Origin of the sequence: Candidatus Allofournierella merdipullorum, assembly GCF_048426865.1 — a bacterium.
Lineage (GTDB): Bacteria > Bacillota > Clostridia > Oscillospirales > Ruminococcaceae > Allofournierella_A > Allofournierella_A merdipullorum.
On sequence record NZ_DBFNWJ010000059.1, the window covers coordinates 69,789 to 91,220 of the forward strand.

Consider the following 21,432-nt stretch of genomic DNA (forward strand, 5'->3'; position numbering starts at 1 on the left):
CTTTGAGAGGAAGAGAACGGGCGGAAAACCGCCGTCAGACGCGATTATTTCTTCTTCATGATGGTGCGCTTCATGATCTCGTTGACCACGGCGCTGAGCACCACGGTGGCCACGGTGGCAGGCACATACACTTCCCAGAAGGAGTAGATGGTGTCCGGGGTGTTGTGGCCCAGCACCCGCAGGGTGCCGATGACCGCGGGGTAGTGCAGCATGTAGATGTACAGGGAGATGTTGCCCAGATAGGCCAGCAGGCCGCTGGTGTAGCGGTTGTTCAAAAGGGCGGTGAGGCCGTCCTTGTTCAGCAGGGACAGGCCGATGACCACCAGGCACAGGAAAGCCACGGTCCAGCGCTCCAGCTCGAACCAGGTGGGCTGGTAGAGGATGTACCACACCAGCAGCACGCTGCACACCACGTTCAGAACGGTGAGGGCGGCCTTCTGGCCGGCGGTGAACTCATGGGCGGACAGGCGGCGGATGAGATAGAACAGCAGCACGCCGATGAGCATGCCCAGCACAACGAACACAACGCCGTTGTTGAAGCCGATGACGGCGGTGGTGTCGGTGGCGTCGCCGCCCATGCCGTTGGTGGAGGTGGTCTGCGCGCCGAAAGTGGACCAGGCAGTCTGGCTGGCGCGGGTGCCGCTGAAGCACCACCAGCCGGTGAGGAAGATGGCCACGAAGGGAGCAAAGAAGCCGCTGAAGCCGTCCTCGCTCTTGCAGATGGCCCAGTACATGAAGTAGCCGGCGATGATGATGCCGGAGATGAACCACATGGGCCCGTTCAGGTTGAAGAACTCATTGCCCATGCTCCGCAGGCCGGCGGCATGGAAGCCCAGAAACTCCCAGATGCTGTTCACGGTCATCACGATGATGTCGTGCATGGTGTAGTCGGGGTAGTAGAAGCTGGTGCACACCAGGATGGCCAGCACATAGCCGATGATGAGCACCGGCACCAGGGTCTTGATGCGGGCCCAGGTGTACTCCCAGGCGCGCTCAGAGGCGCTGCGGGCCATGTAGGCAGCGTCGCTCTTGCGCTTGACGAAGTGGGCGGCCATGAAGTAGCCGGCGGTGACGGTGAACACCAGCAGCACCTCGCTGGAACCGAAGAACCAGTTGCTGGTCTCCATGAAGTAGCCGGTGGCCTCGTTGCAGGACCGGGCGATGATGAACCCGGCGTGGAATCCGATGGCCGCCAGCGCCACGATGAGCCGCCACAGCTCAATGGCTACGTTCCGCTGTTTTTTTACGGGCTTTGTTTCAATGATCTTCTCCTCTTTCCTTTTTATATACTCACTGCGCGCGCTTGCTCTGGATGGACTGCAGCGCCGCAGCCAGGATCGAAAGGTACTTGTTCTCCACCGTGTCGGTGCGGCTGCTCATCACCACCGGCGTTTTCAGGCCGTTCAGGGTGCCGGCGCTGCGCAGGTGGGCGAAGAATACCAGCCCCTTGGTGAAGATGTTGCCGCTCCACAGGTCGGGCACGATGAGGATGTCCGCGTCACCCGCCACCGGCCCGCCGATGCCCTTGTGAATGGCGGCTGCCTTGTCGATGGCGTTGTCCAGCGCCAGGGGGCCGTCGATGAGATACTTGCCCTCCAGCCGCTCACGAATGGCGCGGGCGTCCACGGTGTTCTGGATCTTGGGGTTCACCACCTCCACCGCCGACAGCACCGCGATCTTGGGCTGCTCGATGCCCAAGGTATGGGCCAGGGTGACGGTGTTCTCGGTGATCTTGATCTTCTGCTCCAGGTCCGGCTGGATGTTCACCGCGCAGTCGGAAATGATGAGCAGGCGGCCCTTTTCGGGAATTTCAAAGATGGAGGCCTGGCTGAGCAGGGCGTCCGGCTCACGCAGGCCGGTCTCCTTGTCCAGAATGGCCTTCATGAAGGTGGAGGTGTGCATCAGGCCTTTCATGGGCATGTCCGCCTTGCCCTCGTGCACCAGCTCCACCGCCTTGTTGGCCATGGCCCGGTCGTCGCTCTCGTCGATGATGGTGAAGGCCTCCGGGTCGCGGCCCATGTCGGTCAGCAGGGCGCAGATCTCGTCCTTTTTGCCGATGAGCACCGCCTCGGCCACGCCCTTGTCCACCGCCATCATCAGCGAGCCCAGGGCGTCCGCGTCGTGGGCCGCCGCCAGCGCCACTTTCCGGGGCGCGGGCTGGGCCAGCACGAACTGTTCCATCTCGTCAAAGTTTTTCAGCATCATACTTCAAACACCTCCGCTTTTCCGATGAGCGCGTAGTAGGACTGGGTGCCCAGCGCCTCCATCTCCCGCTCGCCCGGATAGACGTACACCGGCGCGATGAAGGAGACATAGTCTTTGATCTGGCCGGTGATGTACTCGCTGTGGGCGATGCCGCCGGTCAGCAGGATGGCGTTCACATCGCCTTTCAGCACAACGGCCTTCTTGCCGATCTCCTGGGCGGTCTGGTAGATCATGGCGTCCAGGGCGTTCTTGTACTTCTCGTCCCCCGCCAGGGCCTTTTCCTCAATGGTCTTGACGTCGGTGTCCTGCACATAGGACATCATGCCGCCCTGGCCCTTGATCTTGCGGCGCATCTCGGCGTGGGTGTACTTGCCGGAATAGCACAGATCGATGAGCGCACCCACCGGCAGCTCGCCGGTGCGGTCGGTGGAGAAGGGGCCGTCGCCGTCCAGGCCGTTGTTGCCATCCACCAGAAGGCCCTTGCGGTGGGCCGCCACCGAGGTGCCGCCGCCCATGTGCACCACCACCAGGTTCACGTCGGCGTATTCCACGCCGTGGTCGGCGCAGTAGCGGCGGGCGCAGGCCTTCTGGTTCAGCACATGGAACCGGCTCACACGGGGCAGCTCCGCCAGGCCGGAGTAGCGGGCCAGGGGCTGGTATTCGTCGGTGCAGGGGCTGTCCACGATGAAGGCGGTCTGCTTGTTGGGCGCCAGATCGTAGGCCAGCCGTACCCCCAGGTCGGAGACGTGGTTGCCGTACTTCATGCTGCGGGACTGCTCCAGCATCTTTTCGGTGATGCGGTAGACCCCGCTGTGGATGGGCTGGGTGTGGCCGCCCCGGCTGACAAAGGCGTCCAGCTCCTCCAGGCGGATGTCGTGCTGCGCCAGAAAGTCCAGAATGGCCGCCTTGCGGTAGTCGTACTGGTCCCAGTTGCTGGCGAAAGCCTGGATCTCCGCCGCCGGATGGGGCAGCGACGCGGAATGAACGCACCGATCGTCCTCGAAGTAGGCGATCTTGGTGGAGGTGGAGCCGAGATTGATGACAACGAGCTTCTTCATGAGATCCCTCCCGAAATGTTCTGATAGCGAACATAATATTCTCAAAGCGAACTTGCGATTTGAGTATACATCAGAAAAAACCAAAAAGCAAGGGCAAATTTGCGATTTTTCCCGCTGCGTGCTATGATGAGGGAGTCTTTGAGAAAAAAGGGGCGGGTGACGCGGATGAAAGAGAGCAACAAGGACCAGTATCTGCTCAAATCGCTGGACAGCGCGCTGACCGTGCTGCAGCTGTTCGAGGGCGGCCAGGCGCTGAGCCTGGGCCAGGTGGTGCAGCGCAGCGGGATGAACCGCACGGTGGTGTTCCGCATCCTGTACACCCTGGAGCAGCGGGGCTTCCTCTTTCTGGAGGAGGACGGCCGTTATGCGCCGGGGGTGCGGCTGGCGGCGCTGGGCGCGGGGGTCGTGCCGGACGACGCGGCCCGCCGCACGGCGGGGCCGCTGCTGCGGGAGCTTTCGGCCAGCGTGAACGAGACGGTCCATTTCAGCAAACGGCTGGACAGCCGGCGGGTGATCCTGCTGGATGAGATTTTGCCCCGGCAGACGCTGGTGGTGCTGACGCCGAAGTACGAGTCCCGCCCGATGCACCTGTGCAGCACCGGCCTGGCGGTGCTGGCGGCGGGCGACGACGCCGCGGTGCGGGAATATGCCCAAGGGGCGGAGCTTGAGAAAAAGACCGAAACTTCCATCGCCTCCGCGGACCGGCTGCTGGAAACGGTGGAACAGGTGCGCCGGGACGGCTACGCGGTGAACGACCAGTTCTTCGAGACCGGCGTGTGCTCCATCGCGGTGCCGGTGCCGGCCCGGCAGGGCGGCGCGCTGTATGCGGTGAGCGTATCCGGCCCGTCCCAGCGCATCCGTGACAAACAGGAAACCATCGTGGCCGAATTGCGGTCGGTCTGCCGGCGGCTGGCGGAAAAGCTGACCTGAACCCCGCCGCTTTTACAAATCATGAAGGAGAACCATCCATGAGAATGCGATTCAAACCCTACGCGCGGCCGGAGCTACTGGCCACCCCCTGGCACGCCCACGAGCCGCTGGAGAACAAGGGCCGCTGGCGCAGCCTGTTCGCCCGGCCCCAGCAGCCCTTCCATCTGGAGCTGGGCTGCGGCAAGGGCGGCTATCTCTCCAAGCTGGCCTCGGCCCACCCGGAGGTGAACTACCTGGGCGTGGACATCACCGACAAGGTGCTCATTCTGGCCAAGCGCAAGATCGAGAAGGAGTACGCCGAAAAGGGCCTGCCGGTGGACAACGTGCTCATCGCAAGCTTTGACATCGAGCGCATCGCCGGCGTGATGGATGAGCGGGACCAGGTGCAGCGCATCTACATCAACTTCTGCAACCCCTGGAACCGCAAGCTGGCCCACAAAAAGCACCGCCTGACCCACACGCGGCAGCTGGCGCTCTACCGGGCGATGCTGGCGGACGGGGGCGAGGTGTACTTCAAGACCGATGACGAGGGCCTGTTCAACGACAGCCTGGCCTACTTCCCCGAGGCGGGCTTTGAGATCACCTGGCAGACCCGGGACCTCCACGCCGACGAGCCAGCCTGGAACATCCGCACCGAGCACGAGGCCATGTTCACCGAACAGGGCATCAAAACCAAGGCCCTCATCGCCCGCAAGCTGCCCCTGGAAAACGAGCAGCAGGCGCTGGCCGAGGCCATCGCGAAGCGCACCGCCATCGAAAAGGCGGAAAGCGCCGCCTGGCGCGCCGAACACGGCGAGGGCTAAAAGCGGCGAAGGCCCGATGCGGCGGGCCTGATTTGAACGATACAGGATAAGGGGTAGCAAGGAATTATGGTAGAACTGATCCGGGCCGTCAACGGGGCGGTCAACAACTTTATCTGGGGCGTGCCGGCAATGGTCTGCATCCTGGGCGTGGGGCTGCTGCTCAGCGTCCGCACCGGCTTTTTGCAGATCCGCAAGTTCCCCTACGCCATCCGCACCACCCTGGGGCGGATGTTCCGCAAGCGGGACGCGGCCGACGGGGCCATGACCCCCTTCCAGGCCGTCTGCACGGCGCTGGCCGCCACCGTGGGCACCGGCAACATCGCCGGCGTGGCGGGCGCCATCGCCATCGGCGGGCCGGGTGCGGTGTTCTGGATGTGGTGCTCGGCGCTGCTGGGCATGTGCACCAAGTTCTCCGAGGTCACCCTGGCCCTCCACTTCCGGGAGCGCAGCGCCGGGGGCAACTGGACCGGCGGCCCCATGTATTACATTAAAAACGGCCTGGGCAAGCGCTGGCAGTGGCTGGCGGTGCTCTATTCCCTGTTCGGCGTGCTCACGGTGTTCGGCACCGGCAACGCCACCCAGGTGAACACCATCGTCACCTCCATCGACACCGCCCTGCTGCAGCACGGGCTGGCGGGCGAGGCCATCCTGCCCATGCTGAACCTGGTGGTGGGCATCTTTGTGGCCATGCTGGTGGCCATGGTGCTGCTGGGCGGCATCAAGCGCATCGGCAGCGTGGCCGAAAAGCTGGTGCCCTTCATGGCGCTGCTGTATGTGGTGCTGGCGCTGGGCGTGGTGGCGCTGAACTTCCGCCAGCTGCCTGGCGTTCTGGCCTCCATCGTGGGCGGCGCCTTCCAGCCCCGGGCCTTCACCGGCGGCGTGGTGGGCAGCGTGTTCCTGAGCCTGAAAAAGGGCGTCTCCCGGGGCATCTTCTCCAACGAGGCGGGCCTTGGCACCGGCAGCATCGCCCACGCCTGCGCCGACACCAAAAAGCCGGTGAAGCAGGGCATGTTCGGCATCTTTGAGGTCTTTGCCGACACCATCGTCATCTGCACCCTCACCGCGCTGGTCATCCTGTGCAGCGGCACGCCGGTGCCCTACGGCACCGAGGCCGGCGCCGAGCTGACCATCTCCGGCTTCACCGCCACCTACGGCAGCTGGGTGTCGCTGTTCACCATGGTGGCGCTGTGCTGCTTCGCCTTCTCCACCATCATCGGCTGGGGGCTCTACGGCTCCACCTGCATCTCCTACCTCTGCCGCACCGAAAAGGTCATCCGGCCCTTCCTGGTGGTCTACTCCTTCGTGGCCATTCTGGGCGCCACCGTGGACCTGGGCCTTTTGTGGAGCATCGCCGACACCTTCAACGGCCTGATGGCCATCCCGAACCTCATCGCGCTGCTGCTGCTCAGCGGCACGGTGGCGCGCCTTGTGCGGGAGTTCTTTGCCGGCGAGGGCAAAGCGGACGTCCGCAACTGAAAAAAGAATGCAGAAAGCCCCGCGGAGAAATTCTCCGCGGGGCTTTCCGCATGGATGTGAAAAGGAGCACTGCCCGCAGGGCAGGTCATTGGGAAACGTCCGTTTTGTCTTCGCCGCGGGAAGGGAAGAAGAACACCTTCGCCGCGGCGGCGATCTGCAGAATGATGAGGATGGAGAACACGCTGCCGATGGACACCACCATGTAGCGCACGCCGTCGTTGCCCTTGCCGCCGGAGGCGTAAGCCATTAGCAGGAAGGACAGCAGCCCGATGGCCACGCCCCAGGCGATCTTTACCGGGGCGGGGGCCTCGTCGCCGATCTTGCGCCCGCGCATGCACAGCGCCGAGATCACCGTGACGCTGTTGTCCGCGCTGGTGGAAAAGGAGATGAGCATCACGAACAGCGTCACCGGCACCAGAACGGCGCTCAGGGGCAGCTGACGGATGAAACTCCAGATGGCGGCGTAGGTGCCGTTCTCCTGCATCACGGCGGCCAGGTCCACCACGCCGGAGAGCTGCCAGTCGATGGCGCAGCCGCCGAAGATGGAGAACCATACCACCGCGAAGATGCTGGGCATGATCCAGTTGACGATCAGCACTTCCCGGATGGTGTGGCCATAGCTCAGCTGAGCCAGGAACACGCCAGTCACCGGGGCAAAGGCCATCCAGAAAGTCCAGTTGTAGATGGTCCACCACTTGATGAGGTTCTCGCCGCCGGCGGTGCCGGTGTCGAAGGTCCACAGGGGCAGGTTTTGCAGCCAGTAGCCCAGAGAAGAGGTGACCGTGTTCAGGATCCAGGCCAGCGAACCGCCCAGCAGGGCCACCACCAGCAGCAGGACCATGTAGAACCGGAAATTCAGCCGGGCAAAGAATTTGATGCCCCTGTCCACGCCGCTCAGGGTGGACAGCAGATACACCACTGTGGTCACAGCCATGATGGCGAACATCATCGGCACGCTCACCGTGATGCCGTACACCTGCTTCAGGCAGGAGGACACCAGCCCGATGAAGGTGCCCAGTGTGCCCACGATGGCCAGCGCCAGCGCCAGCACCGCGGCCATGTCCACCACGGCGGCAATGCCGGGGCGGTTGGCCTTTTCGCCGAACAGGGGCGACAGGGTGCTGGAGATGGTCAGCGGCTTGCGCTGGTTGTAGCACACATAGGCGATGAGCACGCCGCACACGCCGTAGAAAGCGTAGGGAAAGAAGGCCCACTCGTGGAAGGTGCGGCCCAGAGCGAAGAGCACCGCCTCGGAGGAGCCGGGCTCGATGCCGTAGCCTTCCAGCTCGCCCCACACGCTCTCCAGAAAGGTGATGGGCTGAGACACGCCCGAGGACACGATGCTGGCGCCGATGCCGCCGGTGAGGGACATGGCGAACCAGGTCCAGAAGCTGTATTTGGGTTTTGCGTCCTTGCCGCCGATGCGGATGTCCCCCTTGCGGGAGAACAGAAGCAGGCAGCACAGCACGAACAGCGCCGCCATGATGAACTGATACATCCAGCTCAGGTTCACATAGGACCAGTTGAACACCGCCTGAAAGCGGTCGATGAGAAATTTGTTGTTCACCAGGCCCACCACACCGGCGCCCAGCACCAGCAGAAAGGCCGGGAAAAATACGCCCTTACGCAGGGAGGTCTTGCTGTTCATATCACGGTTCCCTCTCTTTGGCCAAAGGCGCTCACTTGTGCAGGCTGGCGGCGTAGAAGTCGTGCACCCGGCTCAGCAGGGGCTCGTTGTTCCGCTTGCCGGGGTCGGCGGCCCGCAGCGTGCGGATGGAGGCGCAGATGCGTTCTTCGGCGGTCTTTTCCTTCTGACGGAAGGCCTCGTCGGCGCCCCAGCTCTGTTCGCCGTTCACAAAGGTCATCCGCACGCCGGCGCGGGTGCCCCGCTGCACCAGCAGAGCCAGGGGGTCAAGGCCCGGATCGGCGTAGGGGCGGGTGAGGCTGTTCAGGCTCACGCAGACGAAGTCGGCGTTGCAGCCCTCCTTCAGAACGCCCTGAGACAGGGGCCGCGCGGCCTCGGTGGCGCCCCGGGAGGTGGCCATTTTCAGCACGTCCAGATAGGGCACGCCGCCGTCCACACCGTTGTGGCGGTTGTTCAGCCAGGCCACGCGGATCTCCCGCAGGTAGTCCTGATCGTCGTCAAAGGCGCAGCCGTCCAGACCGATGCCGCAGGCAAGGCCCAGCTCGCAGGCCCGGCGCATGTTGAACGCGCCGCTGCGTAGCCGCAGATTGGAGGAGGGATTGGTCACAAGATGGGCGCCGGAGGCGGCGATCAGCTGCAGGTCCTCCTCGTCCAGCCAGACGGCGTGGGCAAAGGAGACCCAGGGCCCCAGGAAACCGATGTCCTGATAGTGCCGGATGAAGCTCTTGCCCCAGGTGCGCCGGGCGTACTCCGCCTGATACTGGGTCTCCAGCAGGTGCAGGTGGATGTACATGCCGTGGGCCAAGGCGTAGTCCTTCATGCGAAGCAGCGCCTCGTCGCTGCACCACTGGCCGCCGTTGGGATGCAGCTGCACCTCCACCCAGCCCTCGTCGATCTCCCTGCACAGGCCTTCCCGGATGCGCTCCACCAGCTCCAGATACTCGTCGATGGTCATGATGCGGTCGCGGATGCCGGCGGCGAAATTGGTCCGCAGCGGCTCGGGCAGAGACTCGATGAACTTGTCGCGGTCGTAGTAGATGCGCTTGTTCTGGTCCAGATACAGCGGGCACAGGATGCTGCGGACCCCCGCGTCCCGGTAGCCCCGGGCCGCCTGGATCATCTCCTGGCAGATGTCGCCGAAATTGTTGGGGTTGTGGCTGTGCAGCACGGTGCCCACGCCCGCCGAGGCAAGGCGCACGCCGTCGTAGAAGCAGGCGTCGTAGTGGGGGATGGCGGGCAGCTTGTTCAGATCCTGCAGCCATACCTCCAGCGCCTGGTCGGGGGTGCCGAAGGAGATCGGCGACATGCCGCGGCCGTGGTCGTGGGCGTTCACAAAGGCGGGCAGCATCAGCCAGTCCGCGTCCTCCAGCAGCTGCGCGCCGGGGGCCTCCTTTACCAGCTCGGCTTTGGGCCCGATGCGGCGCACAACGCCGTCCCGGATCAGAACGGCCTGACCGCTCACCGCCCCGTCGGCGGCGCCGTCCCACAGGCAGCCGGGCACAACGATATACTCTTTCATGACATTACGCTCCTTTCCCGAAACGGAAACAGCAAAGGCGCGCGGCGGCGTGCGCCGCGCGCCGGGCAAAGCTTGTTCGCGCGGTTTATTTGGCCCGCTTGTAGTTCAGATACAGCGAAGCCTCGGTGCCGCCGTCCACCACGATGGCCTGGCCGGTGATGGCGCGGGCCTCGTCGCTGGCCAAAAACAGCGCCGTCTCGGCGATGTCCCGGGCCTGGATCTCAAAGGGAGCGGGCTGGTAGGTGTCCAGGAAACGCTGGCGGGCCTCGCCCTCAAAGCCGTTGTTCAGCGGGGTGTTCACAAAGCCCGGGCAGATGGCGTTGCAGCGGATGTTGCTGCGGGCAAAGTCGATGGCCACCGAGCGGGTGATGCTCAGCGCGCCCGCCTTGGCGGCGGAGTAGCCCAGCTTGTTGGGGGTGGGGCGGATGCCGTAGGTGCCGGCCAGATTCAGGATCACGCCGCCGCCCTGCTTTTCCATGTAGGGGATGGAGTACTTGCAGCCCAGGAACACGCTCTCCATGTCCAGCGCGACCACCTTGCGGAAGTCCTCCACGCTGGTGGTCACGGCGGTGCCCATGGGGCTGATGCCGGCGATGGTGAAGTAGACGTCGATGCGGCCGAAGGTGTCCACCACGTCCTTGAAGAAGGCCTCCATGGCGGGGGCGTCGGTGATGTCCAGAGTGTAGGCTTTGGCCTTGCCGCCGGCGGCCAGGATGTTGTCCACGGTCTGCTGGGCGGCGGCGCCGTTGATGTCCACCACGCAGACGGTGGCGCCCTCCTGAGCGAACAGCTCGCTGGAAACACGGCCCATGCCGGAACCGCCGCCGGTGATGGCCACAACTTTATTTTCAAAACGCTTCATGATAGCATTGCCTCCTTGATGTGATTGCAAAAGGGGATGAGCGGGCAGCTCAGCCGAACGCCGGGAACAGGGTCATGGCGATCAGCACGCCCACCACGCCGCGGACCACCGCGGGCACAAGGCCCACCTTGAGGATGGTCTTCTGGGTGTAGCCGCCGGCCTGCATGGCCATGGGCACCACCGGGTTGGGCATGGGGGTGATGAGGGACGACATGGACGCCAGCGAGCACAGGATGACCGGGCCGCGGGGGTCGCAGCCGATGGAGCTGCAGGTGATGATGAGGATGGGGATGAGCACGGTGGTGGTGGCGCGGTTGTAGAGGAAGGAAGTCATCAGGAAGGACACGATGTAGAACACCGCGCCGATGATGTAGCCGTTGGTCACACCGCTGAGCAGAGCCGCGGCGCCGTCGCCCAGCAGCTGGGCAGCGCCGGTGTTGCCCAGCGCCTCGCCCATCACGGTGACGCCCGCGTAAAGCAGCACCATGCTCATGTTCATACGCACCAGAGCCTGCTGCTCGGTGAGCACGCCCGACAGGGTCACAACAGCGGCGCCGGCCATGGTCACAGCCCAGGAGGGCAGGCCCAGCATCAGGCCGATGACCACCAGGATGAACACGCCGTAGCCAATGACCTCACGCACCGGGGACAGGGGCTCCTGCTCGCTGATGCTGGGGCCGGAGATGGCGGCCAGAGGGATGTCGGGCTCGTCGGGCATCATGCGGGGCAGCACGAAGATGGTCAGCAGCAGGGTCACGATGGCGGTGGGCAAAAAGACCATCGTCTCGTTCCACATGCTCAGCATCTCGCCGGTCCAGCCGTAGGATTCAAGATAGCCGTTCTGGGTCACGTACCAGGCGGCGTAGGGGCCGATGGGCTCGATGACGAAGGAGGTGGACACCACCGTCACGGCGATGGGGTACATCATCTTCGAGGGGCTCACCTTCAGCTGGCTGCACATGTTCATCACCAGCGGGTAGACCATGGCGAACAGGGCGGGCAGGCTGGGCACGAACTGGCCCAGCAGGAAGATCACCAGAATGTAGGACGCCAGCACCTTGGTGAAGGAACCCTTGGTGATCTTGTAGAGCAGCTTGGTGATGTTGTTCACCATCTGTGTGCGGGACAGGCCGGCGGCCACGATGAACATGCCGGCCATGGTCAGCACGTTGTTGTTGCCGAACCCGGCGAACACCGTCTGGGCGTCCACGCAGCCGGTGACGAACAGGGCCACCACAACGCCCATGCTGGTGAAGGCCATGGGCAGCTTGCGGTTGAAAAACAGAACGATCATAGCCGCAAAGATGATCAGGCAGATAATCATGCTGTTCATATCGGTTGACTCACTCCTTAACAAATCAGCGATAACAGGCGAACAAGGAGGGCGAACGCCGTGCCCCGGCCGGGCAGACACGCCTTGAATCCACGGGAGATGTTAAATTCTTCACGCTCTCCTCTTGACAATCATTTAACCACGGGGTATCCTTTTTGTAAAGTGAAGGTTTATATAGGTGTCGTTGCGAAAATGTCAACGATGGAGGCGGACATGAACGTAGAAAAATGGCGCATCCTGCTGAACGCGGTAGACAGCGGCAGTATGGCCGCGGTTGCGGCCCAGACCAACTATACCACCTCCGGCGTGAGCCGCATCATCACCACGCTGGAAGAAGAGATCGGCTTTCCGCTGCTGGTGCGCCATCACCGGGGCGTGACCCCCACCAACGAGTGCCGGCTGCTTTTGCCGGATGTGCGGGCTTTCCTCCACGCCGAAGAAAAACTCAGGCAGCAGGTGGCTCAGCTGAACGGTCTGGAGATAGGCTCCCTCACCATCGGCACCGCTTACAGCTCCAGCTATCCCATGCTGACCCGTCAGGTGGTGAAATTCGTGGAGCGGTATCCCAACATCAAGGTGAGCGTTTTGTGGGGCTACAACCGGGAACTGCGGCAGGCCGTGGCGGAGCGGCGCATCGACCTGTGCCTGGTGAGCCGGGGCGGCGAAGAGCTGGACTGGATCCCCTTCCGCAAGGATCGGATGATGGTGCTGGTGGGCGAGGGCCACCCCCGTGCCGGGGAAAAGATGTTCCCCGTCGAGGCGCTGGCCGCCGAGCCCTACATCGACATCTGCTCCAATCAGGAGACCGACGCGGACCAGGTGCTGGCCCGCTACGGCGTGGAGCCCAACACCAAGTTCACCACCTCCGACCGCTACGCCGCCCATGAGCTGGTGCGGGCGGGGCTGGGGGTGACGCTGGTCAACGAGACCCAGATCCTGCCGGAGCAGCAGGGCATCCGGGCCATTCCCCTCTCGCCGCCGCAGATGGTGGAGATCGGCCTGGCATGCCTGCCTCAGGCCACTCTGGCCACCCGCCGGTTCATCCGTTTCTGGAAAGAGGGCAACTGAAAAGCAAACAGGGCCCGGGGCAGACTGCCCCGGGCCCTTTGAAAATGCAGCTCACAGTTCGTCCAGCAGGGGGATGACGGCGAACAGATCCGGCGCCACCGCCGACGCCAGCGCCCGCAGCCTGTCGTCCGGCCGGGTCATGTCGGGCACCATCACGGTGCGGCAGCTCGCCGCGGCGCCGGCCCGCACCCCGTTGGGGCTGTCCTCCAGCACGAGGCAGCGGGCCGGGTCCCTGCCCGCCAGCGCCGCGCCCTTCAAAAACACCTCCGGGTCGGGCTTGCCGTTTTGCACGTCATCGCCGCAGACGAGCCCTTTGAAACAGCCGGCGATGCCCGCCTGCCGGAGGTAGCCCTCGGTGGTGGCCCGGCGGGTGCTGGTGCACACCACCGCCGGGGTCCCCCGGCGGCGCAGCTCTTCCAGCAGCTCCGTAAGGCCCGGCTTTTTGGGCAGGCCCCGGTCTGCCACCAGCCCGTTCATCACCGCCCGGGCCTGAGCCTGAAATTCGTCAAAATCGAACTCCTCGCCGTAGGCGGCGCGGCAAACCTCCGTGCAGCCCGCCCGGTTGCGGCCCCGCATGCTGTCCACCACCGCTCCGATGTTCTCAAGGCCCCGCTTTCGGGCCACTTCGGTCCACGCCTCGGCCCACATCCGCTCGGTGTCGAACATCAGGCCGTCCATGTCAAACAATACCGCTTCGATCATAGTCTCTTCCTTTCCCGCCCCTCACAGGGGCCCCTTTGCCCGCTCGTCGTCCTCCTCCGGCCCGCCCTGTTCCTCCATGGAAAGGCGGCCCAGACCCAGGTCCCGGCGCAGGATGCTGCCCGCGCCGATGGCTCCTTTGCCGTATTTGCCCCGGATGGCGTCCAGGCTCCGTTCCAGCTTTTCCCGCCTCGGGTCGGGCCGGGGCGCGTCCTCAAAAAAGCTCTGCTGCACCGCCGCCGGCTCCCCGGTGATGCCTTGCGCCGTCACCGTGAGCATCCGTATCGGCTGGCCTTCGTGCCAGTTGGCCTGCATCAGCCGCCAGGCGGCCTCGGCCAGATCCCGGGCCAGATGGGTGCTCAGGGGCAGCCGTGCCTGCCGGGTGATGGTCTTGAGGGAGGCGTCCCGCACCGTCAGCTGCACCGCCCCCGCCCACACGCCGTGGCGGCGCAGCCGAGCGGCCACCTCGTCCGAGAGGGCCCACAGCGCCGAGTGAACCTCGGCGGCGGTGACAAGGTCGTGGGGGAAGGTACGCCCGCTGCCCACGCTCTTCACCGGCTCTTTCTCACCCCAGCGGCGCACCGGCGCGTCGTCCAGCCCCCGGGCGTAGCGGCTCAGGGTGTGCCCCAGCTTGCCCAGCGCCGCCGCCAGCGCCTTTTCCTCCGCCGCCGCCAGATCTCCGATGGTGGAGACGCCCATGCCCGCCAGCTTTTCGGCGGCAGAGCGGCCCACAAAAAGCATGTCCCGGGCCGGCAGCGGCCAGAGGATGTCTTTGAAGTTTTCCCGGGTGATAAGGGTGGTGGCGTCCGGCTTTTTGTAGTCGCTGCCCAGCTTGGCGAACACCTTGTTGAAGCTGACCCCCACCGAAACGGTCAGGCCGGTGGCCTGGCGCACCTCGGCCCGCAGCCGGTCCGCCAGCTCCCCGGGGCTTTGGGCGAACAGCTGCCAGGAGCCGCTCACGTCCAGCCAGCTCTCGTCGATGCTGAAGGGTTCCACCCGGTCGGTGAAGCGGCAGTAGAGCTCGTTGATGATCCTGTAATAATGCACGTACCGCTCCCGGTGCGGAGGCAGCAGCACCAGGTCCGGGCACTTGCGCTTTGCCTGCCAGATGGCCTCGGCGGTCTTGACCCCCATGGCCTTGGCCGGCTCGTTTTTCGCAAGGATGATGCCGTGGCGGCTCTCCGGGTCGCCGCACACCGCCACCGGCTTCTGGCGCAGCTCAGGCCGGGAGAGCAGCTCCACACTGGCGTAAAAGCTGTTGCAGTCGCAATGCAGGATCCACCGCTCCATCCTCTTCGCCTCCTTTGCCTTATCCAGTATACCACAACCGCTTTCCATGTGCTATAATGGCATCCATGGAAAGGAGCGTGCGTCCCATGCCGTTTACACCCTATCAGCTTTTGTGGTATTTTTTCATCTACGCTTTTTTGGGCTGGTGTCTTGAGGTGGTGTTCTGCACCGTCAACTCCGGCCAATGGGTCAACCGGGGCTTTCTGAACGGGCCGGTCTGCCCCATCTACGGGGTGGGCATGTGCATCGTGCTGCTGGCGCTGGAACCGCTGGTGAACAACACCCTGCTGCTCTTCCTCGGCTCGATGGTGCTCACCAGCGCCCTGGAGCTGGCCACCGGCTTTGTGCTGAAAAAGGCCTTTCGCACCAGCTGGTGGGACTACTCCGACCAGCCCTTCAACATCGGGGGCTACATCTGTTTGAAATTCAGCCTGGCCTGGGGCCTCGGGGGCATGGCGGCGGTGCGGCTGCTCCACCCGCCCATCGCCCGGCTGGTGGACCGGCTGCCCCAAACGGCGGGCTGGGTGCTGCTGGGCCTCTTCGGGGCGGTGCTGGCGGCGGACCTGGCGGCCACGCTGGTCACGCTGGCGGGCCTGGAACGGGACCTGCGGGAGCTGGAAAAGCTGGGCGCGGCCCTGCGCCGGGGCAGCGACGCGGTGAGCAAAGAGCTGGGCGACGCGGCCCTGGCCGCCGACGAGAAGCTGGCCGAGGGCCGGCAGGCGCTGCCCGGCCGCATCGCCGATTTGGAAGCGCGGCGGGACCTTTTGCGGGCGGCCATCACCGACCGGCGGCTCTTCGGCGCGCGGCGCTTGCTGCGGGCCTTCCCCGGCATGCACAACCTGCGCCACCGGGAGGTACTGGAAGCCCTCAAGGCGGAGCTGGAAGAAAAGCTGCGCCGCTGAAAAACGCTGTTTCTCTTCCGGACGGCGTAGAGTTTGCAGCGGGGCGTGATGACTGCCGCCTTCCGCGGCGCCGGCCCGATCAAAGAGCTGTGAAAGCCCGAAAATCCGGCAAATTGAGGCCGTCCCCGCGCCCGGAGCACGGCCGCAAAAAACGAAAACGCCCACAACGCCCTGCGTTTCAGCAGGGCGTTTTTTGGTGGGACGGCCCCCGGGGGGTCACCCGATTCAGGGGGCCAAACGGGCGATGTTCAAGGCCCGCCGCCTGCGGATATAATGAGGTTGTATTCAATACCAGACACAAAACGAAGGCGGCGATGCTTACCAGCAAAAGGGCACAGAGACTGCAAGGAACGTTGCCGGAAAAGTTTCTGCCAACGGGCGGGGCCCGATGGCCTGGCGAATGGGAGCGAATCGTTCCTCTGCGTCGCCCTTGAGATCCATAGTCACATAAGGACGCGGCGCATCCACGGTCTGTTCGAGGACACGGTGCGTCCTTTTTGCATTTAGAAGCCCCCACGCTGAAAAGGAGGAAACAGGATGAAAAAACAACAAGGCGGCAAGCGGAACTTCCCGGCGGGCAGGCTTTTGGCCGCGCTGCTGAGCCTGTGCCTGCTCATCGGGTTGATGCCGGGCGCACAGATCACGGCCTTTGCCGACGGCGGCGACAAGGCGATCATGCCCGGGGTGGCGGGCCTCAGCGACCCCACACCCACAACGAACGACCAGGGAACCTACTATTCGCCCAGCGACTATATCTTTTTCGGCACCAATGGCGGCACTCCTATCCGGTGGCAGGTGCTGGACGCGGATAAAGCAAATGATAAAAGTACACCCGCCATGTTTTTGCTTTCGGAGAATCTGGTCGCAAAAGTTATATTTGAAGAAGAAGGGCAGAGCGACGACGGCGATGGACAGACATACCCGAATGAATGGCAGCACAGCGATGCGCAGAAGTGGTGCCGTGACTTTGCTTCCAATTCGTCCAACTTTTCCGCATTGGAGCAAAGCCTCATGCTGGGCATTGCAAAGACGGACGTTGCGGAGAGCAGCTTATATGATGTCAACTGGGCCGAAAGCAGGTTGACAACGGACGACAAGATGTTTTTCCTTTCCGTCCGGGAACTTGCGGAGTATGTTGGCGATTATAACGGCGCTCCGGGGCAATGGGTGCCATTCTACGACGGCGTTGCCACGTGGTGGCTCCGCTCGCCCAGTACGGTCAATGGGATGATCCATGGGGGCTATGTCGACGGCTATGGTGTGCACGCAGGTTTAGCTTTCGTGGAGAACAAAAATGGTGCTCGTCCCGCTTTTAATCTGGATCTGAACTCTGTCCTCTTTACCTCTGCCGCGAAAAACGGCAAGCCCGACGGCGGCCTCCAGCCCATTTCCGATCAGACCGGCAATGAGTGGAAGCTCACCCTTAAGGACAGCAGTCGAAATAGCTTTACGATAGTGAATGTGCAGCGTATCGAGGATGCCGTCACCGTCTATTACAACGGCGCCAAGGCAGGCGCCAACGAATATGTTTCCGCCCTGATCATGGACGACACCGGGGCCTACACCCACTATGGAAGGCTGGCCCAGGTTGGCGCTTCTGCCGGTATGGCGACCTTTACCCTGCCGGAGCTTGCGGAAGGAAGCAAGGTGTACATCTTCAATGAGCAGTATAACGGCGATGACAAAACCGACTATGCCGGCGATCTGGTGGAGCTGGTGATACCCGCCGACGGCGCCCAGGACGGTCGGCAGATGGAACTGCGCACCAATGAGCAAACCCGTCAGATCCAATGGCGCTATGTTGGCGAGGACGACAGCGCATGGCGTGATCTGGTGGCGCTGGACGTCATCACCGGCGCGGACGGCGCCGACGGCCGCGAAGTAGAGCTGCAGGTGGACAACGCCGGCGGCTACATCCAGTGGCGCTACACCACCGGCTCCGATACCGGCTGGAAAAACCTGCTTCCCCTCTCCGCTCTGAAAGGTGAGAGCGGCGAAGACGGCCGCCAGGTGGAGCTGAAAAACGACGGCAGCAACATCCTGTGGCGGTATGAGGGCGAGGGCGACGACGCGTGGCAGACCCTGGTCGCTCTTTCCGACATCACCGGCGCCGACGGCAAGGAAGTGCAGCTGCAGGTGGCGAACGGATACATCCAGTGGAAGCACGACGGCGACAGCGCCTGGCAGAACCTCATTGAACTGTCCGCCCTGCAAGGCATAAAGGGCGACAAAGGCGACAAGGGAGACAAGGGCGACAAAGGTGACAAGGGCGATAAAGGAGATGAGGGTGAAAAGGGCGACAAGGGCGACCCCGGCGATACCCCCGTCATCGGCGAAAACGGAAATTGGTGGATCAGCGGAGTGGACACCGGCGTACAGGCCACCGGAGACGCGGGCGCGGACGGCAAAAACGGCGCCGACGGCGCCAACGGCGTGACCCCGAACATCGGCAGCAACGGAAACTGGTGGATCGGCAGCACCGATACCGGCATCAAGGCTGCGGGCCGCACCGGCACGTCCGGCGAGGACGGCGTTGGCATTGCCGACCTTGCGATCAATGAAAACGGCGAACTGGTGGTCACCCTCACCGACGGCACCGAGCTCAATGCCGGCGCGGCTCCCATGGCCCCGGCGGAGGACTCCGGGCTCAAGACCATCGTCTATGTCTCGCTGGGCACCGCGGTGGTCTCCCTGGCCGGCGTGATCGGCCTGCTGGCGTTCCTGCTGAGCAAGCGCAGAAGCCTGCAGACCCAGGCATAAGCAAAATACGCCCCCAAAAGAAAAAGATAAGGGCATAGCCGAAGCTATGCCCTTATCTTTTATTTGCGGATGTCAGATTTTCTTGAACACCTCGGCGCCCTGCTTGCACACCGGGCAGGTGAAGCCGGCGGGCAGCTCCTCGCCCTCGTAGATGTAACCGCACACCGAGCACTGCCAGCGGGTGGCGGCGGGGGCCGGCGCGGCAGCCTGGTAGCTGCTGGCCTTGGGCGGGGTCAGACCGTTCTTCACCTGGTGGTAGTAGGCGTAGGTCATGGAAGGCTCTCTGGAGAGGGTCCCCGCGTCCTCCACCTCGGCGATGAACAAAAGATGCGTGCCCGCGTCCACCGTCTCCTTCACCTTGCACACCAGCACCGCGTTCACATGCTCCGCCGGGCAGGGCAGCGCCTTGAACTCCACGGCCCGGAGACCCTCGAACTTGTCCTCGTCCTTGCTGGAGCGGAAGCCGAACCGGCCAATGAGCTCCATGGGGGCGCTTTCGGTCAGCACCGACACGGCGAACCGGCCGCTGCGCTGCACCGCGCCGGCGGTGAAGTTTTCCTTGTTGATGGCCACCATCACCTGCACCGGCTCGGCGGTCACCTGGGTGACGGTGTTCACCACACAGCCAACCCCCCGGCCGCCGTCCACCGTGGTGATGACATACAGCCCGCAGCTGAGTTTGTAAAGCGCTGTAAGATCCATATTGTCCCGTCCTTTCTTAAAAACAGGAATAATTACTGCTTATAGTATACGCCCCGGCGCGCCGCCTGTCAAGCGCGGCGGCGACGGCCCAGCAGCTGCATCACGATGCCGATGACGCCCTGGAAGTTGAAGGCGCACACGCCCACGGTGATGAGGGCGCACCACAGGGGCCAGTAGGGGGTCTGGAAGATCATCAGCCCGGCCTCGGCCAGCACCATGGTCAGATTGAAGGTAAGGCGCAGGGGGGCAAAGTCGATGGCCAGCAGGCCCCGGGTGTTCACGGCACGCAGGATGAACACCACGAAGTAGCTCAGGAAACTGGCCAGGGTCACGCCCACGGGGCCCATCACCGGAATGAACAGCCAGTTCAAAAGGCAGTTGACCACCGCGCCCGCCAGCATGGTGTAAAGGGAGAGGGTGCTGCGCTTTTCCACCATGTAGATGCTGTTGAGGAACTGGTTGAGGCAGCTGAACAGGGTGCCGATGGCCAGCAGGGGCACGAACTGCCAGGCGTCGAAGAAGTTGGCCTTGAAGATGAACATCAGCGGGCGGCACAGCAGGATGATGCCCGCGCAGCAGCAGAACAAAAGGCTCTGGTAGAGGCCGAACACCCGGCTGAAGAACCGCTGGCGGCCCTCCAGCTCGGTCACGGCGGACAACTGCCACGCCTCATAGAAGATGGTGCCCAGCACCGACAGGATGGTGGGCAAAAAGTAGCCCACGCCCAAAAGGCCGGTCCAGTAGGTGCCGGCCTGGTCCTGGTAGCCGTCGCACATGGCCTGCACGAAGAACAGGTCGCTGGCGTTGATGACCCAGAAGCTGATCTGGGCGGGCACCATGGGCAGCGAGTAGGCCAGCATCTGCTTCCACAGCGTCGTGGAGTGGAAGCGGGGCCGCAGATACCGCCCCAGCCCGGCGATGAAAAAGACGAACAGGGCGCTCAACGCGTCGGAGCAGATGATGGCCAGCACATAGCCTTTGGCCCCCATGTGGAAGCCGGAGAGGAACAGGATGGTAAAGCCCAGGTTGGTGGCGCTGCACAAAACGCCGTCCACCGCCACCAGCCGGTTCAGCTGGCGGCTGCGCACGAACTGGGTGCACCAGGTGCGCAGGCAGCTCACCAGCACATGGATGTACAGGAAGGGGGCGTAGTCCGCAAACAGGGGGATGAACCGCAGCAGCGGATAGCAGCACAGCATGATGAAAAAGCCCGTGAGGATGGTGAGCAGGCCGTCGGTAAACACCGCGCCTTTTTTCACCTTTTCGTCCAGGCCGAAGCGGATGATGGCATAGCTCACGCCCATGCTCACCAGCGGGATGAGCAGCGAGCCGATGTTCTGCACCAGCTTGGTGATGCCCACCTCTTCCACCTGGCCCATGGCGAAGGTGATGTAAGGCTGCAGCACGATGCTGAGCAGCTTTGCCGAAAAATTGCTGATGGCGAACAAAAGGGTGTTGTTCGCCAGGCGTTTGTACTTTGCGTCCAAAGGGATCTTCCTTTCCGTGGCCGCGCGCTCAGCGCGGGTCTCGCAGCAGGGCCCGGCGGGCCTTCCAGTCCGGCAGGATGCTCTCCACCAGCGCCCAGAACCCGGCCTGGTGGTCCGGATGCATAAAATGGCAGTACTCGTGCACCACCACATATTCAATGGCCTGGGGCGGCTGCAGCGCCAGCCGCGCCGCCAGCGTGATCTGCCGCTTGGCCGGGTGGCAGCTGCCCCAGCGGGTGCGCATGTCCCGCACCTTTATAACGGGCTTTTTGCCCCCCAGCACCTTCTCGAACCGGGGGAACACCCCGTCGCTCACCTCTTTAAAAAGGGCGAGGCACTGGTCCTTTTCCGGCGGGGCCAGGGCCGCCCGGGCGGCTTCGGCGGCCCGGTGGCGCGCCTCGGCCCGCTTTACCCAATCGGCGTGGGCGGCCACAAAGGCGTCCACGGAGGCGGCGCCGGCCCGCAGAGGGGCGCTCACCCGCACGCTGCCGTCCGGCGCAAGGCGCAGGTTCAGGTTCTTCACCCGCTTGCGGATGAGGGTGTATTCCACGCCGCCGGCGCTGCGAAGCTCTCCCTGTTCCACAAGGGCTCCCCCCTTATTTTGACCCTCTTCGGGGCTGGATGCGCATACGATGCGCATCCATTGTAGCATGTTTTTGCCCCCTTTTGAACGTGAAAAGCAAAACTCACAAA

Annotated in this window: 18 protein-coding genes; 6 read left to right on the forward strand and 12 right to left on the reverse strand. The window is 63.8% G+C overall.

Annotation, left to right across the window (positions count from 1 at the left end):
- Window positions 1-44: 44 nt before the first annotated feature.
- From ACMNAY_RS11190 to buk, 3 genes are read right to left on the reverse strand one after another with little or no spacing between them, the layout of a single operon-like run.
- Complete coding sequence (locus ACMNAY_RS11190; RefSeq protein WP_418719484.1) at window positions 45-1,331, reverse strand: acyltransferase family protein; 1,287 nt, start codon at window positions 1,329-1,331, stop codon at window positions 45-47.
- On the reverse strand, window positions 1,291-2,205 hold the full coding sequence (locus tag ACMNAY_RS11195; RefSeq protein ID WP_418719448.1) for a phosphate acyltransferase: 915 nt from the start codon (window positions 2,203-2,205) through the stop codon (window positions 1,291-1,293). The genes ACMNAY_RS11190 and ACMNAY_RS11195 overlap by 41 nt, the downstream gene beginning before the upstream one ends.
- Window positions 2,202-3,263 carry a butyrate kinase gene (gene buk, locus ACMNAY_RS11200; protein WP_394968945.1) on the reverse strand — a complete coding sequence of 354 codons (1,062 nt, stop codon included), beginning with the start codon at window positions 3,261-3,263 and terminating at the stop codon, window positions 2,202-2,204. Before buk ends, ACMNAY_RS11195 begins: the two co-directional genes overlap by 4 nt.
- Window positions 3,264-3,428: 165 nt before the next feature.
- Here buk and ACMNAY_RS11205 point away from each other — a divergent pair, with 165 nt between their 5' ends.
- The 3 genes from ACMNAY_RS11205 (at window position 3,429) to ACMNAY_RS11215 (ending at window position 6,472) form a co-directional block, all read left to right on the forward strand.
- Entirely contained in the window at window positions 3,429-4,193 is a 765-nt protein-coding gene (locus tag ACMNAY_RS11205; RefSeq protein ID WP_394968947.1) for an IclR family transcriptional regulator, read from the forward strand.
- Between the two features lie 38 nt (window positions 4,194-4,231).
- On the forward strand, window positions 4,232-4,996 hold the full coding sequence (gene trmB / locus ACMNAY_RS11210; protein ID WP_394968949.1) for a tRNA (guanosine(46)-N7)-methyltransferase TrmB: 765 nt from the start codon (window positions 4,232-4,234) through the stop codon (window positions 4,994-4,996).
- A 66-nt stretch (window positions 4,997-5,062) separates the two neighbouring features.
- Window positions 5,063-6,472, forward strand: a complete 1,410-nt coding sequence (locus ACMNAY_RS11215) for an alanine/glycine:cation symporter family protein (RefSeq protein ID WP_418719449.1) — start codon at window positions 5,063-5,065, stop codon at window positions 6,470-6,472.
- An 85-nt stretch (window positions 6,473-6,557) separates the two neighbouring features.
- On the opposite strand, the gene ACMNAY_RS11220 is transcribed toward ACMNAY_RS11215, so the two are convergent.
- From ACMNAY_RS11220 to ACMNAY_RS11235, 4 genes are all read right to left on the reverse strand, one after another.
- On the reverse strand, window positions 6,558-8,120 hold the full coding sequence (locus ACMNAY_RS11220; protein WP_418719450.1) for a BCCT family transporter: 1,563 nt from the start codon (window positions 8,118-8,120) through the stop codon (window positions 6,558-6,560).
- A 31-nt stretch (window positions 8,121-8,151) separates the two neighbouring features.
- Complete coding sequence (locus ACMNAY_RS11225) at window positions 8,152-9,636, reverse strand: amidohydrolase family protein (protein ID WP_418719451.1); 1,485 nt, start codon at window positions 9,634-9,636, stop codon at window positions 8,152-8,154.
- 85 nt (window positions 9,637-9,721) lie between these two features.
- Window positions 9,722-10,498 (reverse strand): SDR family NAD(P)-dependent oxidoreductase, encoded by a 777-nt coding sequence (locus ACMNAY_RS11230; protein ID WP_330055761.1) that lies wholly within the window; start codon window positions 10,496-10,498, stop codon window positions 9,722-9,724.
- A gap of 49 nt (window positions 10,499-10,547) precedes the next feature.
- On the reverse strand, window positions 10,548-11,831 hold the full coding sequence (locus ACMNAY_RS11235) for an SLC13 family permease (RefSeq protein WP_394977063.1): 1,284 nt from the start codon (window positions 11,829-11,831) through the stop codon (window positions 10,548-10,550).
- Between the two features lie 213 nt (window positions 11,832-12,044).
- Between ACMNAY_RS11235 and ACMNAY_RS11240 the strand changes: the two genes are divergently transcribed.
- On the forward strand, window positions 12,045-12,899 hold the full coding sequence (locus ACMNAY_RS11240; RefSeq protein ID WP_418719452.1) for a LysR family transcriptional regulator: 855 nt from the start codon (window positions 12,045-12,047) through the stop codon (window positions 12,897-12,899).
- Between the two features lie 51 nt (window positions 12,900-12,950).
- Here ACMNAY_RS11240 and ACMNAY_RS11245 read toward each other — a convergent pair whose 3' ends face one another.
- Together ACMNAY_RS11245 and dinB are read right to left on the reverse strand one after the other, a co-directional pair.
- Window positions 12,951-13,601 (reverse strand): HAD family hydrolase, encoded by a 651-nt coding sequence (locus ACMNAY_RS11245; RefSeq protein WP_418719453.1) that lies wholly within the window; start codon window positions 13,599-13,601, stop codon window positions 12,951-12,953.
- 21 nt (window positions 13,602-13,622) lie between these two features.
- Window positions 13,623-14,888, reverse strand: a complete 1,266-nt coding sequence (dinB, locus tag ACMNAY_RS11250) for a DNA polymerase IV (RefSeq protein WP_418719454.1) — start codon at window positions 14,886-14,888, stop codon at window positions 13,623-13,625.
- Window positions 14,889-14,974: 86 nt separating this feature from the next.
- Between dinB and ACMNAY_RS11255 the strand changes: the two genes are divergently transcribed.
- Together ACMNAY_RS11255 and ACMNAY_RS11260 are read left to right on the forward strand one after the other, a co-directional pair.
- A complete protein-coding gene (locus tag ACMNAY_RS11255) occupies window positions 14,975-15,790 on the forward strand; it encodes a putative ABC transporter permease (RefSeq protein ID WP_394977056.1) in 816 nt (271 codons plus the stop codon).
- 537 nt (window positions 15,791-16,327) lie between these two features.
- Window positions 16,328-18,550, forward strand: a complete 2,223-nt coding sequence (locus ACMNAY_RS11260; RefSeq protein ID WP_418719455.1) for a DUF6273 domain-containing protein — start codon at window positions 16,328-16,330, stop codon at window positions 18,548-18,550.
- A gap of 72 nt (window positions 18,551-18,622) precedes the next feature.
- Here the strand turns inward: ACMNAY_RS11260 and ACMNAY_RS11265 are convergent, their stop codons facing one another.
- From ACMNAY_RS11265 to ACMNAY_RS11275, 3 genes are all read right to left on the reverse strand, one after another.
- Window positions 18,623-19,252, reverse strand: a complete 630-nt coding sequence (locus tag ACMNAY_RS11265; protein WP_418719456.1) for a flavin reductase — start codon at window positions 19,250-19,252, stop codon at window positions 18,623-18,625.
- 68 nt (window positions 19,253-19,320) lie between these two features.
- The gene (locus tag ACMNAY_RS11270; RefSeq protein ID WP_418719457.1) at window positions 19,321-20,739 is read right to left on the reverse strand and encodes a lipopolysaccharide biosynthesis protein; all 1,419 of its coding nucleotides are present in this window, start codon (window positions 20,737-20,739) and stop codon (window positions 19,321-19,323) included.
- Window positions 20,740-20,767: 28 nt separating this feature from the next.
- Window positions 20,768-21,322: a M48 family metallopeptidase gene (locus ACMNAY_RS11275; RefSeq protein ID WP_418719458.1), complete on the reverse strand. Its 555-nt coding sequence runs from the start codon at window positions 21,320-21,322 to the stop codon at window positions 20,768-20,770.
- Window positions 21,323-21,432 lie beyond the last annotated feature (110 nt).

Bases quoted from the DNA above. Each gene is read 5' to 3' on its own strand.
- ACMNAY_RS11195 (WP_418719448.1), bottom strand. From the start codon at position 2,205: ATGATGCTGAAAAACTTTGACGAGATGGAACAGTTCGTGCTGGCCCAG.
- buk (WP_394968945.1), bottom strand. From the start codon at position 3,263: ATGAAGAAGCTCGTTGTCATCAATCTCGGCTCCACCTCCACCAAGATC.
- ACMNAY_RS11205 (WP_394968947.1), top strand. From the start codon at position 3,429: ATGAAAGAGAGCAACAAGGACCAGTATCTGCTCAAATCGCTGGACAGC.
- trmB (WP_394968949.1), top strand. From the start codon at position 4,232: ATGAGAATGCGATTCAAACCCTACGCGCGGCCGGAGCTACTGGCCACC.
- ACMNAY_RS11215 (WP_418719449.1), top strand. From the start codon at position 5,063: ATGGTAGAACTGATCCGGGCCGTCAACGGGGCGGTCAACAACTTTATC.
- ACMNAY_RS11220 (WP_418719450.1), bottom strand. From the start codon at position 8,120: ATGAACAGCAAGACCTCCCTGCGTAAGGGCGTATTTTTCCCGGCCTTT.
- ACMNAY_RS11225 (WP_418719451.1), bottom strand. From the start codon at position 9,636: ATGAAAGAGTATATCGTTGTGCCCGGCTGCCTGTGGGACGGCGCCGCC.
- ACMNAY_RS11230 (WP_330055761.1), bottom strand. From the start codon at position 10,498: ATGAAGCGTTTTGAAAATAAAGTTGTGGCCATCACCGGCGGCGGTTCC.
- ACMNAY_RS11235 (WP_394977063.1), bottom strand. From the start codon at position 11,831: ATGAACAGCATGATTATCTGCCTGATCATCTTTGCGGCTATGATCGTT.
- ACMNAY_RS11240 (WP_418719452.1), top strand. From the start codon at position 12,045: ATGAACGTAGAAAAATGGCGCATCCTGCTGAACGCGGTAGACAGCGGC.
- ACMNAY_RS11245 (WP_418719453.1), bottom strand. From the start codon at position 13,601: ATGATCGAAGCGGTATTGTTTGACATGGACGGCCTGATGTTCGACACC.
- dinB (WP_418719454.1), bottom strand. From the start codon at position 14,888: ATGGAGCGGTGGATCCTGCATTGCGACTGCAACAGCTTTTACGCCAGT.
- ACMNAY_RS11255 (WP_394977056.1), top strand. From the start codon at position 14,975: ATGCCGTTTACACCCTATCAGCTTTTGTGGTATTTTTTCATCTACGCT.
- ACMNAY_RS11260 (WP_418719455.1), top strand. From the start codon at position 16,328: ATGAAAAAACAACAAGGCGGCAAGCGGAACTTCCCGGCGGGCAGGCTT.
- ACMNAY_RS11265 (WP_418719456.1), bottom strand. From the start codon at position 19,252: ATGGATCTTACAGCGCTTTACAAACTCAGCTGCGGGCTGTATGTCATC.